The sequence below is a fragment of the Enterobacter cloacae complex sp. P15RS genome (assembly GCF_014895905.1).
Taxonomy (GTDB): domain Bacteria; phylum Pseudomonadota; class Gammaproteobacteria; order Enterobacterales; family Enterobacteriaceae; genus Enterobacter; species Enterobacter quasihormaechei.
In genome coordinates, this window is the sequence record NZ_JADBQL010000013.1 from 31,615 (window position 1) to 43,996 (window position 12,382).

Sequence of the window (12,382 nt, forward strand, 5' to 3'; positions counted from 1 at the left end):
AGGTACGGGGCCAGCATTAGCTGGCCCATTTTGTCTGAGGGAGTGTTAAAGATGCGCAAAACGTTGCTGGCTGTTGCTTTACTGGCAATCGGATCCACCGCCCATGCGGAATATAAATGTAGCGTCACCCCGCGCGATGACGTGGTGTTGAGTCCGCAAACCGTGCAGGTTAAGGGCGAGAATGGCAATCTGGTGATTACGCCGGATGGCAACGTGACCTTTAACGGCAAACCGCAAAACCTGACGGCCGCCCAGCGCGAGCAGGCGATGGACTACCAGGCCGAGCTGCGCACCGCGCTGCCGTGGATCAACAACGGCGCGCTGACCCGCGTTGAAAAGAGCCGCGTGGCGCTGGATAAAATCATCACTAAAGAGGTGGGGGAGAGCAGCAATATGCGTACCCGCCTGACCAAGCTGGATAAACAGCTGAAAGAGCAGATGAACCGTATTATCGAGACGCGCTCTGATGGCCTGACGTTCCACTATAAGGCGATCGATCAGGTGCGTGCCGACGGTCAGCAGCTGGTGAACCAGGCGATGGGCGGCATTCTCCAGGACAGCATTAACGAGATGGGCGCCCAGGCGGTGCTGAAGGGCGGCGGTAATCCGTTGCAGGGCGTACTGGGTAGCCTGGGCGGACTGCAAACCTCGATTCAGAACGAGTGGAAGAATCAGGAAGCCGATTTCCAGCAGTTCGGCAAAGACGTGTGTAAGCGCGTGGTGTCGCTGGAAGATAGCCGGAAAGCGCTGGTGGGGACGTTGAAGTAACGCCTCTGCGCACAGGGCCCCTCACCCCGGCCCTCTCCCCAGGGGAGAGGGAGTAACCAGTTCCCTCTCCCTGTGGGAGAGGGTTAGGGTGAGGGCATCAGGCATTGCAATCGTTGCAGAATTGCCATCAGCAGCTCCTCCTCATTAGCCCTGAATTCATGATTCCAGAACCGTACGACTTCCCAGCCGTTCACATTCAAAAACTCGGTGCGACGAGAGTCATAGGCCTCTTTATCCTGATGTTGCCCCCCGTCCAGCTCAACAATGAGCTTCGCCTTAAAGCAGGCAAAATCCACAATGTACGGCCCAACCGGCATCTGTCGGCGAAACTTATACCCAAAGAAGCGGCGACCTCTGAGCAGATACCAGAGGCGTAATTCTTCGGGTGTCATTTGTTTGCGGAGTTGTTTTGATTTTTCCATCCCCACACTCTGCCAGCCTTTCCCTCAGCCGGCAGAACGGGATGCAAAATCCTGAATCAGCCTTCAGGATTATTCAGCGAGGAACAGCTCAAGAAGGGAGTTTAAGAACAGCTTACCGTGCTCGGTGATCTGCCAGTAATCATCACATTCCGTCAGATACCCCTGCGCCAGCGCCTCGTCAATCTGCGGGCGAATCGCTGATTCCGGTAACCCGGTATAACGCGAAAACTCGGCGCGCGGCGCGGCTTCCAGCAGACGGAAGCGGTTCATAAAGAACTCAAATGGCTTGTCCGCCGCCTCGACGTCGTGCTGACGCTCCAGGTAGCGGCCTTCCATAAATCCGCGCGGATGACGCGTTTTGGCGGTACGCAGAATGCGACCGTCCGGGAAGGTCACTTTGCCGTGGGCGCCGCAGCCAATCCCCAGATAATCACCAAAACGCCAGTAGTTCAGGTTGTGCTGACACTGATAGCCCGGCTTCGCATACGCCGAGGTTTCATATTGCTGATACCCTGCCGCGGTTAACAGCCTGTGGCCCTGCTCGAAGATATCCCACAGCGCGTCGTCGTCCGGCAGTACCGGAGGGCGGGAGCCAAACAGCGTGTTCGGCTCAATGGTGAGCTGATACCACGACAGATGCGGCGGGTTCAGTTCAATCGCCTGACGCAAATCGTCCAGCGCCTCTTCCAGCGACTGGTCCGGCAGGCCGTGCATCAAGTCGAGATTAAAACTGCGCAGCCCAAGTCCCGTCGCCAGGTTCGCCGCCCGCTTTGCCTCTTCCGGGCCGTGAATGCGCCCCAGACGCTTCAGCTTCGGCTCGCTAAAGCTCTGCACCCCGATGGAGATACGGTTTACGCCCGCGCGCTGATACTCGATAAAACGGTCGGCCTCAACGGTGCCGGGGTTGGCTTCCATCGTAATTTCAGCATCCGCTGCCAGGTTCAGGCGCGCACGCACGCCGTCCAGCAGCGTCTGCATCGCCGGGCCTGAGAGCAGGCTCGGCGTACCGCCACCAATGAAAATGGTCTTTACCTCACGTCCCTGTGCGTACGGTACATCGGCATCCAGATCGGCCAGCAGATGCGCGACGTAATCATCGTGCGGCACTTCGCCCTTCAGCGCGTGCGAGTTGAAATCACAGTACGGGCATTTCTGCACACACCACGGGATATGAATATAAAGACTCAGAGGCGGCAAATTAGCCATTACGTAATGCTTCCAGTAACAGTTTCAGCGCGCGACCACGGTGGGAGATCGCGCTTTTTTCTTCGCGGGTCAGTTCCGCAGCGGTTTTGCCCTCGGTCGGGACAAAGAAAATCGGGTCGTAGCCAAAGCCGCCGTTGCCCGCCGCTTTACGGGTAATCACGCCCGGCCAGCTGCCGTGACAGACGATCGGCGTTGGGTCTTCCGCATGACGCATGTAGACCAGCACGCAGTGGAACTGCGCGGTACGCTGTTCGTCGGGAACGTCCTTCAGGGCCACGAGCAGCTTTTCCAGATTCTGCTGGTCGGTGGCGTCCACCCCGGAATAGCGCGCGGAGTAAATCCCCGGCGCACCGCCGAGAAAATCTACGGCCAGACCGGAGTCATCGGCAATCGCGGGCAGCCCCGTGATCTGCGCGGCGTGGCGCGCTTTCAGAATGGCGTTTTCGATAAACGTCAGGCCCGTCTCTTCGGCGGAATCCACGCCCAGCTCGGTCTGAGCCACCACGTCCAGCCCAAAATCATTTAATAGCGAGGCCAGCTCGCGCACTTTACCGGCGTTACCGGTGGCGAGAACAACTTTCTGCATGGTTTAGTCCTGTTCTGTCAGAGCCGCGACTTCCGTCGGGAGAGATTGCGGATTAAGGATTTTTACCTGTTTATGGCGGCCAAGTTCACCTTTCTCAATGATGACCTGGCTTTTAGCGACGCGAAACTGTTTAGCCAGGTATTTGGTCAGATGCGCATTCGCCTGGCCGTCAACCGGCGGGGCGGTGATGGCGACTTTTAATTCGTCGCCATGCAGCCCAACAATGCTGTCGCGGCTGGCTTTCGGCTGAATGTACAGCCGTAAAACCAGCCCGTCGGCGCAGGGGCTTACTGCACTCATAACGCCATCCACAGCCCCGGCAGCAGCATATTGCCCGTCGCCTGCAACAGTTCCGCGATACCCATATTCAGCACGTACAGCAGCAGAACGAGGAGCATCGGGGAGAAGTCGATCCCGCCCATGGCAGGCAGCAGGCTACGAATCGGACGCAGCAGCGGTTCCGTCAGCTGAATCAACGCGTATTCCACCGGGCTACGGCCCCGGCTTACCCAGCTCATGATCGCCATCACCAGCAGGACCCAGAAGATCAGCAGGCCGACGGTTTTCACGAGGATCAGAACGGCTGAAATCCAGATAATCGGCTGGAAAGTAATGACCATAAACAGCACGATCGCTTTGATAACGCTCAAAATAAACGCCATCAGCAGGGATGAACTGTCAATCGGCCCCATTGCCGGAATGATGCGGCGAAGCGGCCCCACAACGGGCTGCGTGATTTTCACGATAAATTGTGAGAATGGGTTGTAAAAATCACAACGGGCCCACTGCATCCAGACGCGCAGCAGCAGCGCCATCGTATACAGTTCAATGACCGTTGAGAGCAGGAAAGTCAACGTCTTCATGGCGTTCCTCAGTTTTCCTTATTATTGGGTGTAATCGCGCGCACCGAAAATAGCCGTGCCGATGCGCACCATGGTGCTGCCTGCCGCAATGGCGGCTTCCATATCGTCCGACATGCCCAGAGAAAGCGTGTCTACCGTGTCATAGCGCGCTTTAAGCGCCTCAAATGCTACAGCCATTTGCTGTGCCACGGCAAACTGCCTTTCATAACTTGACTCTGGCGCCGGAATTGCCATCAGCCCGCGCAGGGTTAAGCGCGGCAGCGCCGCCACCTCAGCCGCCAGCGCATCCAGCTCGCCCAGCGTAATGCCGGACTTGCTGTTTTCATCACTGATGTTGATTTGAATCAGCACGTTAAGCGCTGGCATCTCCGCCGGGCGCTGGTCGCTCAGACGGGTGGCGATGCGCAGACGATCGATGGTGTGGCACCAGTCGAAGTGCTCTGCTACCAGTCGGCTTTTGTTCGACTGTAGCGGGCCGATAAAGTGCCATTGCAGGTCTGTATTGCCCTGTTCCCGGAAAGCGCGAATCTTATCCACCCCTTCCTGCACATAGTTTTCGCCGAAGGCGCGATGGCCGGCGGCAATCGCTTCTGCGATGGCGCTCGCAGGCTTGGTTTTGCTGACTGCAAGCAACGTAATTTCTTCTGAAGCACGGCCGCAACGCGTTGCAGCGGCTGAGATTTTGTCCCGGACCTGTGCCAGGTTATGCGCAATGTCGTTCATTTTCCGAGGAGTAGTCTATGGATGTGGAAGAAATTGTGGCCCTTAGTGTAAAGCATAACGTCTCCGATCTACACCTGTGCAGTGATTCGCCACCGCGCTGGCGCAGGTTAGGCCGGCTTGAACCGGCGCCGTTTCCGCCCCCGGATGTGGAGGGATTAATAAAAGCGTGGCTCAACGACGAACAGCAGGGCGCATGGTGGGCAAACGGGCAGGTGGATTTTGCCGTTACCCTCGCAGGCGGTCAGCGGCTGCGCGGCAGTGCGTTTAAGCATATGCACGGCGTTTCGATCGCGCTGCGGCTGTTGCCGATGACGTGCCCGCAGCTCTCTGCATTGGGCGTGCCGCGAGCGATCCCGGCGCTGTTGACCCATGACAATGGCCTGATTCTGGTCACCGGCGCCACCGGCAGCGGAAAATCGACCACCCTGGCCGCGATGGTCGATTTCCTCAATCACCAGACGGACGGGCATATTCTGACCCTGGAAGATCCGGTGGAGTTTATGTACCAGAGCGAACGTTGCCTGATCCAGCAGCGCGAGATAGGCCAGCACAGCCCGTCCTTTGCCGAGGCCCTGCGCAGCGCGCTGCGTGAAGATCCGGATGTGATTCTGCTTGGCGAGCTGCGCGACAGCGAGACGATACGCCTGGCGCTGACGGCGGCTGAGACCGGCCATCTGGTTTTAGCCACGCTGCACACGCGCGGGGCGGCGCAGGCCATTGAGCGCCTGGTCGATACCTTCCCGGCACAGGAAAAAGATCCGGTGCGCAATCAGCTGGCGGGAAGCCTGCGCGCGGTGCTGGCGCAGAAGCTGCGTCAGGATCTCCAGGGCGGGCGCGTGGCGCTGTACGAATTACTGGTGAACACCTCTGCGGCGGCGAACCTGATCCGCGAAGGCAAAACCTGGCAACTTCCGGGCATTATCCAAACGGGGCAGCAGGCGGGGATGCAGAACTTTGAGCAGAGTCTGGCAGAGCGGCGGGCGCAGGGGCGGCTGTAGGCCCCGGCGCTCAGTAACCTTGTTCGAAATAGCTTTCGAGGATAATGACGGCGGAAGCAGAATCCACGCTGCCTTTGTTCAGCGCCCGGAAGCCGCCGTGCTCGAACAGGCCAGCGCGCGCTTCAACGGTGCTCAGACGTTCATCGTGCAGCTTAACGGAGACGCCAAAGCGGCCATGGATTTTGTTCGCGAACTTGCGCGCGCGGGCGGTAAGCGGTTGCTCGGTGCCGTCCATGTTCAGCGGCAGGCCGACAATCACGTCGTCCGGCTGCCACTCCTTGAGCAGGCGCTCAATAAGGTTCCAGTCCGGCGTGCCGTCGTTAGCTTTCAGCGCCGTGAGCGGGCGGGCGGTGCCGGTGATCCGTTGACCCACGGCGACGCCGATGCTTTTGGTGCCGAAGTCGAAGGCGAGAAGGGTGCCGCTCATTACGCGTGCCCCGCAACGCCAGGCATGGTCAGAATATCAATGCCAATCAGCTTCGCCGCGTCGCGCCAGCGATCGGCAATAGGGGTTTTAAACAGGATATTCATATCCGCAGGGGCTGTGAGCCAGGCGTTGTCCAGAATTTCTTGTTCCAGCTGCCCTTTTTCCCATGAGGCGTAGCCGAGCGCAACCAGCACTTCAGAAGGCTGATTTGCCGTGCCCAGCGTTTCGAGCACGTCGCGAGAAGTCGTGACGACGGTGTTATCGGAGATACGAATACTGGACGAGAAAACCGGCGGGGTATGCAGGATAAAGCCACGATCTTCTGCAAGCGGGCCGCCCAGCATCACCGGTTTATCGAGACGGATCTCCGGCAGTCGCGCTTCAGCGGGGATTTTCAGCTTGTCCAGAATCCCTTCAACCTGGAGGTTTTCCAGCGGCTTGTTGATGATAATCCCCATCGCGCCGTCTTCGTTGTATTCACAAATGTACACCACGGCGCGGCGGAAAATCGGATCCTGGAGAGCAGGCATGGCAATAAGAAAGTGATGCTGTAAATTCATTGTCAGAGGTACTGTTTCCTGGTTTAAAAAGCGACAGCGCCCAGTATGGGGATAAACACAGGCGCTGTCACAGGTTATTTCTGTAAACGTTTTTCGATAGCGTCCATCAGCATTCCGGTGATCGAGATCGGGAATTCCGCTTCAATTTCACGAATGCAGGTCGGGCTGGTGACGTTCACTTCGGTCAGGCGATCGCCGATGATATCGAGGCCGACGAAGATCAGACCTTTAGCTTTCAGCGTAGGACCGACGCGGCGGGCAATTTCCCAGTCGCTTTCGCTTAACGGACGCGGTTCGCCACGGCCGCCGGCCGCCAGGTTGCCACGGGTTTCGCCGCCCTGCGGGATGCGCGCCAGGCAGTAAGGCACCGGCTCGCCGTCTACGACCAGCACGCGCTTGTCGCCGTCTTTGATGGCAGGCAGATAGTTCTGCGCCATGCAGTAGCGGGTTCCCAGCTCGGTCAGCGTTTCGGCAATCACGCCAATGTTCGGGTCGCCGTCCTTCACGCGGAAGATCGACGCGCCGCCCATGCCGTCCAGCGGCTTCATGATGATGTCGCCGTGCTTCTGCCAGAATGCTTTCAGCTGCGTTTTGCTGCGGGTGACCAGCGTTTCCGGCGTCAGGTCAGAGAACCAGGCGGTGTAAAGCTTCTCGTTGCAGTCGCGCAGGCTCTGCGGCTTGTTGACGATCAGCGTTCCTTTCTCTTCGGCACGCTCAAGGATATAGGTGGAGTAAATGTATTCGGTGTCGAACGGCGGATCTTTACGCATCAGGATGACGTTGAGGTCGGCCAGGGCAATATCCTGCTCGGTGCCAAATTCGTACCATTTGTCGTAGTTCTGCTCGACGTTAACGATGCGGGTGCGTGCGCGGGCTTCACCGTTGATCAGGTAAAGATCGTTCATCTCCATGTAGTGGAGTTCATAGCCGCGACGCTGCGCTTCCAGCAGCATAGCGAAGCTGGAATCTTTCTTGATGTTAATGTTTGCGATGGGGTCCATCACGATGCCGAGCTTAATCATCTTCTTCTCCGTTAATGGGTCAACCCAGATCGCCAAACCGTACCTGTAGCGCGGTAATGGCTGTGAGTGCCGTTGTCTCAGTGCGCAGAACGCGAGGTCCCAACAGAATATCAGTAAACTGGTAACGCGCCGTCATGGCGATTTCGTCAGCCGACAGGCCGCCTTCCGGGCCAATCAGCAGGCGTACGCGCTCAACGGGCAGCGGCAGCGTATTGATGCTGGCGCTGGCGCGCGGATGAAGATTAAGCTTAAGCCCACTTTCCTCTTCTGCACACCAGTCCTCCAGATCCATCGCCGGGCGGATCTCCGGAATACGGTTACGGCCACTCTGTTCGCAGGCCGCAATGGCAATTTTCTGCCACTGCTGGAGCTTTTTGTTCAGACGCTCCGCATCCAGTTTAACGCCGCAGCGCTCAGAAAAAAGTGGCGTAATGAGGCTTACACCCAGTTCAATGGATTTCTGAATGGTGAACTCCATCTTTTCCCCGCGCGACATCACCTGGCCGAGGTGAATGTGCAGCGGGGATTCCCGGTCGTCCACTTCGCCACGCAGCACCTTTACGTGCACGCTTTTTTTGTCGGCGCGCGTAATTTCAGCGTCGAAAACCTGATTAGAGCCGTCGAAGAGCTGAATGGCCTGGCCTGCACCCATGCGCAGCACGCGGCCTACGTGGTTTGCAGCATCATCAGACAGGGCGATTTCGCCGCCAGCGGTAATCAGTTCAGGGTGATAGATGCGAGGAATGCGCATAGTCAGAAATTCCATATGTCATGCGATATAAGCGAATGGCCGTAGTGTAGGTTAGCTCTTTTGCGCCTGGCAAGCCCGCTGGACGTAAGGGTTGTGATTCCCCTGGACGTTGGCGATACGTTCGTCGCGCTGGCATTCCCAGTCCGTCACCGGATAGAGTTTGTCCCAGGCATTGAACAGCTGCGTCTGCTGGCGGGAAAGGTTGAGATGGTAGCGGTCGCGCATATAGAAGTACGTACGGGCGATGCTGCCGCGCGCGCGCGCAGGCGGTTCGGCTACTTTATCTTTGAAATCGACCTTCATGGCGCACTGACCGTACTGGCCTTCGCCACCGTTCCACTGGCTGTACATGAAGTTACCGCGATCGCCATTGACTTCACCCACGGCGGGTTGCAGGTTGTGCATATCGCTTTCCATCTGGCGATAGACCGGATCTTTTGCGCAATTCTTACGTCCGCCATCCTGCCAGCACTGGCGCTGGTGGCCAAACTGCCAGGCCGGAACAACGTGTTCCCATTCGATTCGGCTGGCGCGGTTCTCGTTCTTGCGCACCTTATAGCCGCAGGACTCCAGGTCCACGATCCCTTTTTTACCCTGCCAGTGGATTTTACAGCCGCAGTAGAAATCACCCGGCACGTCGGCGTTAATCTTTACGCCTGCCGTTTTAGCCTGAGAAAAACTGTGAATACCGTCGGCCAGAGCATGGCCGGAAAGCGCCGTCGCCAGAAAAGCGACCGCGAGAGAAACATTACGGGACATCTTACACTCCGTGTCAAAACGAGCCCGCAACGTAACGAATGTTGTTCCTGTATGCAATCAGTCAGATCAGGAAAGTTCCTGATAGTTCAGTTGATTATTCCGCGACCAGCGGTTCGCCACACTTCACGCAGCGGTAGGTCGCCTCGCCCCGCACCACGCGGTTGTGGCGGCGGACGGTAAGCTGATGCTGCTGGCACTGGCAGCGGTAGGGAAAGGTATTGCGGCGCACCGATTCCAGCTCGAACTGATGGGTTCGGCGTGCCGGAACGCCGAGCACCGCCTCCATCATCCACTTCCACTCTTTGCCGTGCGGCGCGACGCGGCCAAAGTGTTTCCACACCAGAAGATGGGCCAGCTCGTGCGGCACCACTTCTCCGATAAACGCCTGCTGATTTTCCATCATCAACACCGGGTTCAGGCGGATCTCGTAGGCTTCCAGCCAGGCGGTGCCTGCCGCGGTGCCGCGCTGCTGATAGACCAGCTTCGGTTCAGGATAACTGCGGCCGAGCTTCAGGTTGGCCTGGGCGAGTTTTTCCCGCAGGCTGCGCATAACGGCTTGCTGAATGGCGATGGGGAGACGGGGAGCTTTCATTTATGCATCATAAAACAGTGATCTAAGTTTCGCAATTTACATACAATTAGATTTATCATCTTTATCTTCATCAGCTAAAGGTACTGTAAATGAAAAATAATGGCAGAGATTATGAAGAGTTTGTTAAAAAAATTCATGTTATTTTGCTAAATTACGATGGTGAAAATTCAATAAGAAATATAAATATCGAGAAAAACAAAAAAATAACTGATAGATGTGGTGTTGAAAGAGAATTTGATTTGTATTGGGAGTTTTCTTTGGGGGGGTATCTATACAAAACAGTCATTGAATGTAAAGATTATAGCTCGTCCATATCGATCGATAAAATTGATTCTTTCATTGGTAAATTACATGACATCCCAAATTTAAGAGGTATTTATGCAACCAAAACAGGTTATCAAAAAGGAGCAGAAGTAAAAGCTAAACAACATAATATAGATTTATTGGTGATCCGCGAAACAAATGATAGTGATTGGGTTGATGAAGATGGCGAACCATTTTTAAAAACAATTGTTTTTAAAATGAAAGCTATTACGCAGCCATCAGCAAGATCTTTTAATGTAATGATCGATAAAACTTGGTTTGATAGTCAAACAGACATTGATGAATCACAGATAAAACATTCATTATCTAGAATTCAAAATAATGAAGTTATTATACAAAATGATGACGAAAATAAGAACTACACCTTACAACATATTGGAGGGAGGATTATTGCTGCAAACCCAGAGTTGCCTTATGGAAAGGGACAGTTCATTGAAAAGTTTGAAAATGGTTTTTTAATAGTTCCGAAGGATAATTTTAAAGTAAAAATAAAAGCTCTTATCGTGGATTATGTATTCACGAAACCAATTGAAAGTACTTTTGAAATTGACTTCGCTGAGCAAATTCTAGGTATTGTAATGAATTACCAAGATGGTACAAAAAAAACCATTTTAAAAAATGGAATGATTAAATAATAACGCCGATGAAGGTTCTTTACGGACCTTCATCGGCGTTCAGTTAGTCGTGTGCGCCGATTTCGCGCAGAGGACGACCTTTCATCAGGTTACGTTCAATGTGTTCCAGTGAAACGTGTTTGGTTTCAGGAACCAGCCAGATAGTGAGAACAATAAAGAACAGGTTCAGACCCGCGTAGACCCAGAAGGTATTGGCGTTACCCAGGGTGTTGAGCATGGTCAGGAACGTTGCGCCGACGATCATGTTGGCAATCCAGTTGGTTGCGGTAGAGCAGGTGATACCAAAATCACGCCCTTTCAGCGGCTGGATCTCAGAGCACAGTACCCAAATCAGCGGACCGGCACTCATCGCAAACCCAATGATAAACATCAGCAGCATCGCCACGGCGAAGTACTGTGCCGTTGAAGAGTGAATGCCCAGGTGCATCATGGTACCCAGCACGCCCATACCGACAGCCATCACCAGGAAGCCCAGCGTCAGGGTTGGCTTACGTCCCCAGCGGTCCACCAGACCGATGGCGATAAAGGTTGCCAGCACGTTGGTCAGGCCGACGATCACGGTGCCCCACATCTGCTCGGTAGTGTTGGTGTAACCCGCCAGTTCGAAGATTTTTGGCGCGTAATACATGATGACGTTCATCCCGGTGAACTGTTGCATAACCTGTAACAGCACGCCGAGGAACACAGCGCGGCGGAAGTTGCTGTTCTCTTTGAACAGCGCCCAGCCGGACTGTTTCACCTTCAGGCTTTCGCGGATCTCTTCCAGCTCGTTTTTCGCTTCGGCGCTGGTATCACGCAGGCGTAAGAGCACGCGTTCGGCATCGTGGAAGCGTCGTTTGGCGGCAAACCAGCGCGGGCTGTCCGGCAGGAAGAAGACGCCGATCAGCAGCAGGACGGCAGGGATGATGATCACACCCAGCATCCAGCGCCATGCGCCGCTGTAGCTGAACGCGGTATCGGAGAGATAAGCCCCGAGAATACCGATGGTGATCATCAGCTGATACATGGAAATCATGCTGCCGCGAATTTTTTCCGGCGCGATTTCAGACAGGTACAGCGGAGCAGTGTAAGACGCCACGCCCACTGCCAGACCCAGCAGCACGCGGGAGAGGATCAGCACTTCAACGTTAGGCGCAGCGGCAGAGAACAATGAGCCGGCAACGAACAGGATCGCGCCGATCATCAGGCTCTTTTTACGCCCGAGCTTAAAGGAGAGCCAGCCGCTGCCGACCGCGCCGACGGCGGCGCCGAACATCATGGAGCTAACCACCCATTCCTGAGTGTGTGCGCTAATCTGGAACTCATCGGCGATGAAAGGTAATGCACCGGCGATGACGCCAATATCCAGGCCAAAGAGTAATCCTGCCAGAGCGGCAAGGAAGCAGACGAAGAACGTCATTGCCTTATTGGACGTACGCCCCTGTTTATTATTGTCAGGCATTATGCCCTCCAGTTGGGTTATCAGTTTTATCGATATTAAGAGTAGGTGAGCGGCTCATAAAAATATGTGAGACAAATCACAATGGTGTAATCGGTTACACTAACCCGTAACCGTAAAAATAATTAAAGCTTTGAAAATATAGAGGTAAATTAATTGATATGCATCGCGTTTGCATGAATTTCAGACTTAACTGAAAGGGAATGTAACAGCAGAAGAATTACGATCATGCAAAGAGAATATTCTGAAAGCGGGGTATATCCGGCATAGTGTAAGCGGTTTCAAAGATTGTCGGGTGGCGGCTGCGC

General features: G+C 55.1%; 16 protein-coding genes. 3 read left to right on the plus strand and 13 right to left on the minus strand.

Annotated features, from left to right (window positions below; all coding sequences use genetic code 11):
• Positions 1-51: 51 nt before the first annotated feature.
• Positions 52-768, plus strand: a complete 717-nt coding sequence (locus IM267_RS07945) for a DUF2884 domain-containing protein (protein WP_107533729.1) — start codon at positions 52-54, stop codon at positions 766-768.
• An 83-nt stretch (positions 769-851) separates the two neighbouring features.
• Here the strand turns inward: IM267_RS07945 and IM267_RS07950 are convergent, their stop codons facing one another.
• The 6 genes from IM267_RS07950 to IM267_RS07975 all read right to left on the minus strand — a co-directional run bounded on the left by IM267_RS07950 (position 852) and on the right by IM267_RS07975 (position 4,568).
• Positions 852-1,190, minus strand: a complete 339-nt coding sequence (locus IM267_RS07950; protein WP_193033140.1) for an endonuclease domain-containing protein — start codon at positions 1,188-1,190, stop codon at positions 852-854.
• 69 nt (positions 1,191-1,259) lie between these two features.
• A complete protein-coding gene (gene hemW, locus IM267_RS07955; RefSeq protein WP_193033141.1) occupies positions 1,260-2,396 on the minus strand; it encodes a radical SAM family heme chaperone HemW in 1,137 nt (378 codons plus the stop codon).
• A complete protein-coding gene (locus IM267_RS07960) occupies positions 2,389-2,982 on the minus strand; it encodes an XTP/dITP diphosphatase (RefSeq protein ID WP_193033142.1) in 594 nt (197 codons plus the stop codon). Before IM267_RS07960 ends, hemW begins: the two co-directional genes overlap by 8 nt.
• 3 nt (positions 2,983-2,985) lie before the next feature.
• Entirely contained in the window at positions 2,986-3,282 is a 297-nt protein-coding gene (gene yggU, locus IM267_RS07965) for a DUF167 family protein YggU (RefSeq protein WP_112791632.1), read from the minus strand.
• Positions 3,279-3,845, minus strand: coding sequence for a YggT family protein (locus IM267_RS07970; protein WP_063451231.1), 567 nt, complete (start codon positions 3,843-3,845; stop codon positions 3,279-3,281). Before IM267_RS07970 ends, yggU begins: the two co-directional genes overlap by 4 nt.
• Before the next feature lie 21 nt (positions 3,846-3,866).
• A complete protein-coding gene (locus IM267_RS07975) occupies positions 3,867-4,568 on the minus strand; it encodes a YggS family pyridoxal phosphate-dependent enzyme (RefSeq protein ID WP_063451232.1) in 702 nt (233 codons plus the stop codon).
• A gap of 17 nt (positions 4,569-4,585) precedes the next feature.
• On the opposite strand from IM267_RS07975, the gene IM267_RS07980 reads away from it, so the two are divergent.
• Positions 4,586-5,566 (plus strand): type IV pilus twitching motility protein PilT, encoded by a 981-nt coding sequence (locus IM267_RS07980; protein ID WP_193033143.1) that lies wholly within the window; start codon positions 4,586-4,588, stop codon positions 5,564-5,566.
• Positions 5,567-5,576: 10 nt separating this feature from the next.
• On the opposite strand, the gene ruvX is transcribed toward IM267_RS07980, so the two are convergent.
• From ruvX to IM267_RS08010, 6 genes are all read right to left on the minus strand, one after another.
• A complete protein-coding gene (ruvX, locus tag IM267_RS07985) occupies positions 5,577-5,993 on the minus strand; it encodes a Holliday junction resolvase RuvX (protein ID WP_006811925.1) in 417 nt (138 codons plus the stop codon).
• Complete coding sequence (locus IM267_RS07990; protein WP_022649353.1) at positions 5,993-6,553, minus strand: YqgE/AlgH family protein; 561 nt, start codon at positions 6,551-6,553, stop codon at positions 5,993-5,995. Before IM267_RS07990 ends, ruvX begins: the two co-directional genes overlap by 1 nt.
• A 74-nt stretch (positions 6,554-6,627) precedes the next feature.
• Positions 6,628-7,575, minus strand: coding sequence for a glutathione synthase (gene gshB, locus IM267_RS07995; RefSeq protein WP_063451234.1), 948 nt, complete (start codon positions 7,573-7,575; stop codon positions 6,628-6,630).
• Positions 7,576-7,594: 19 nt separating this feature from the next.
• Entirely contained in the window at positions 7,595-8,326 is a 732-nt protein-coding gene (rsmE, locus tag IM267_RS08000; RefSeq protein WP_063451235.1) for a 16S rRNA (uracil(1498)-N(3))-methyltransferase, read from the minus strand.
• A gap of 51 nt (positions 8,327-8,377) precedes the next feature.
• Entirely contained in the window at positions 8,378-9,085 is a 708-nt protein-coding gene (gene endA, locus IM267_RS08005; protein WP_063867834.1) for a deoxyribonuclease I, read from the minus strand.
• Positions 9,086-9,179: 94 nt separating this feature from the next.
• On the minus strand, positions 9,180-9,677 hold the full coding sequence (locus IM267_RS08010; protein WP_193033144.1) for a SprT family zinc-dependent metalloprotease: 498 nt from the start codon (positions 9,675-9,677) through the stop codon (positions 9,180-9,182).
• An 89-nt stretch (positions 9,678-9,766) separates the two neighbouring features.
• Here IM267_RS08010 and IM267_RS08015 point away from each other — a divergent pair, with 89 nt between their 5' ends.
• Entirely contained in the window at positions 9,767-10,636 is an 870-nt protein-coding gene (locus tag IM267_RS08015) for a restriction endonuclease (RefSeq protein WP_193033145.1), read from the plus strand.
• Between the two features lie 43 nt (positions 10,637-10,679).
• Here the strand turns inward: IM267_RS08015 and galP are convergent, their stop codons facing one another.
• Positions 10,680-12,077, minus strand: a complete 1,398-nt coding sequence (gene galP, locus IM267_RS08020; protein WP_193033146.1) for a galactose/proton symporter — start codon at positions 12,075-12,077, stop codon at positions 10,680-10,682.
• Between the last annotated feature and the right edge of the window lie 305 nt (positions 12,078-12,382).

Coding starts and splice junctions, on each gene's coding strand:
- gshB (WP_063451234.1), bottom strand. CDS start 7,575: ATGATTAAGCTCGGCATCGTGATGGACCCCATCGCAAACATTAACATC.
- IM267_RS08015 (WP_193033145.1), top strand. CDS start 9,767: ATGAAAAATAATGGCAGAGATTATGAAGAGTTTGTTAAAAAAATTCAT.
- IM267_RS07945 (WP_107533729.1), top strand. CDS start 52: ATGCGCAAAACGTTGCTGGCTGTTGCTTTACTGGCAATCGGATCCACC.
- IM267_RS07990 (WP_022649353.1), bottom strand. CDS start 6,553: ATGAATTTACAGCATCACTTTCTTATTGCCATGCCTGCTCTCCAGGAT.
- hemW (WP_193033141.1), bottom strand. CDS start 2,396: ATGGCTAATTTGCCGCCTCTGAGTCTTTATATTCATATCCCGTGGTGT.
- IM267_RS08010 (WP_193033144.1), bottom strand. CDS start 9,677: ATGAAAGCTCCCCGTCTCCCCATCGCCATTCAGCAAGCCGTTATGCGC.
- rsmE (WP_063451235.1), bottom strand. CDS start 8,326: ATGCGCATTCCTCGCATCTATCACCCTGAACTGATTACCGCTGGCGGC.
- IM267_RS07960 (WP_193033142.1), bottom strand. CDS start 2,982: ATGCAGAAAGTTGTTCTCGCCACCGGTAACGCCGGTAAAGTGCGCGAG.
- galP (WP_193033146.1), bottom strand. CDS start 12,077: ATGCCTGACAATAATAAACAGGGGCGTACGTCCAATAAGGCAATGACG.
- IM267_RS07975 (WP_063451232.1), bottom strand. CDS start 4,568: ATGAACGACATTGCGCATAACCTGGCACAGGTCCGGGACAAAATCTCA.
- IM267_RS07950 (WP_193033140.1), bottom strand. CDS start 1,190: ATGGAAAAATCAAAACAACTCCGCAAACAAATGACACCCGAAGAATTA.
- endA (WP_063867834.1), bottom strand. CDS start 9,085: ATGTCCCGTAATGTTTCTCTCGCGGTCGCTTTTCTGGCGACGGCGCTT.
- ruvX (WP_006811925.1), bottom strand. CDS start 5,993: ATGAGCGGCACCCTTCTCGCCTTCGACTTCGGCACCAAAAGCATCGGC.
- IM267_RS07980 (WP_193033143.1), top strand. CDS start 4,586: ATGGATGTGGAAGAAATTGTGGCCCTTAGTGTAAAGCATAACGTCTCC.
- yggU (WP_112791632.1), bottom strand. CDS start 3,282: ATGAGTGCAGTAAGCCCCTGCGCCGACGGGCTGGTTTTACGGCTGTAC.
- IM267_RS07970 (WP_063451231.1), bottom strand. CDS start 3,845: ATGAAGACGTTGACTTTCCTGCTCTCAACGGTCATTGAACTGTATACG.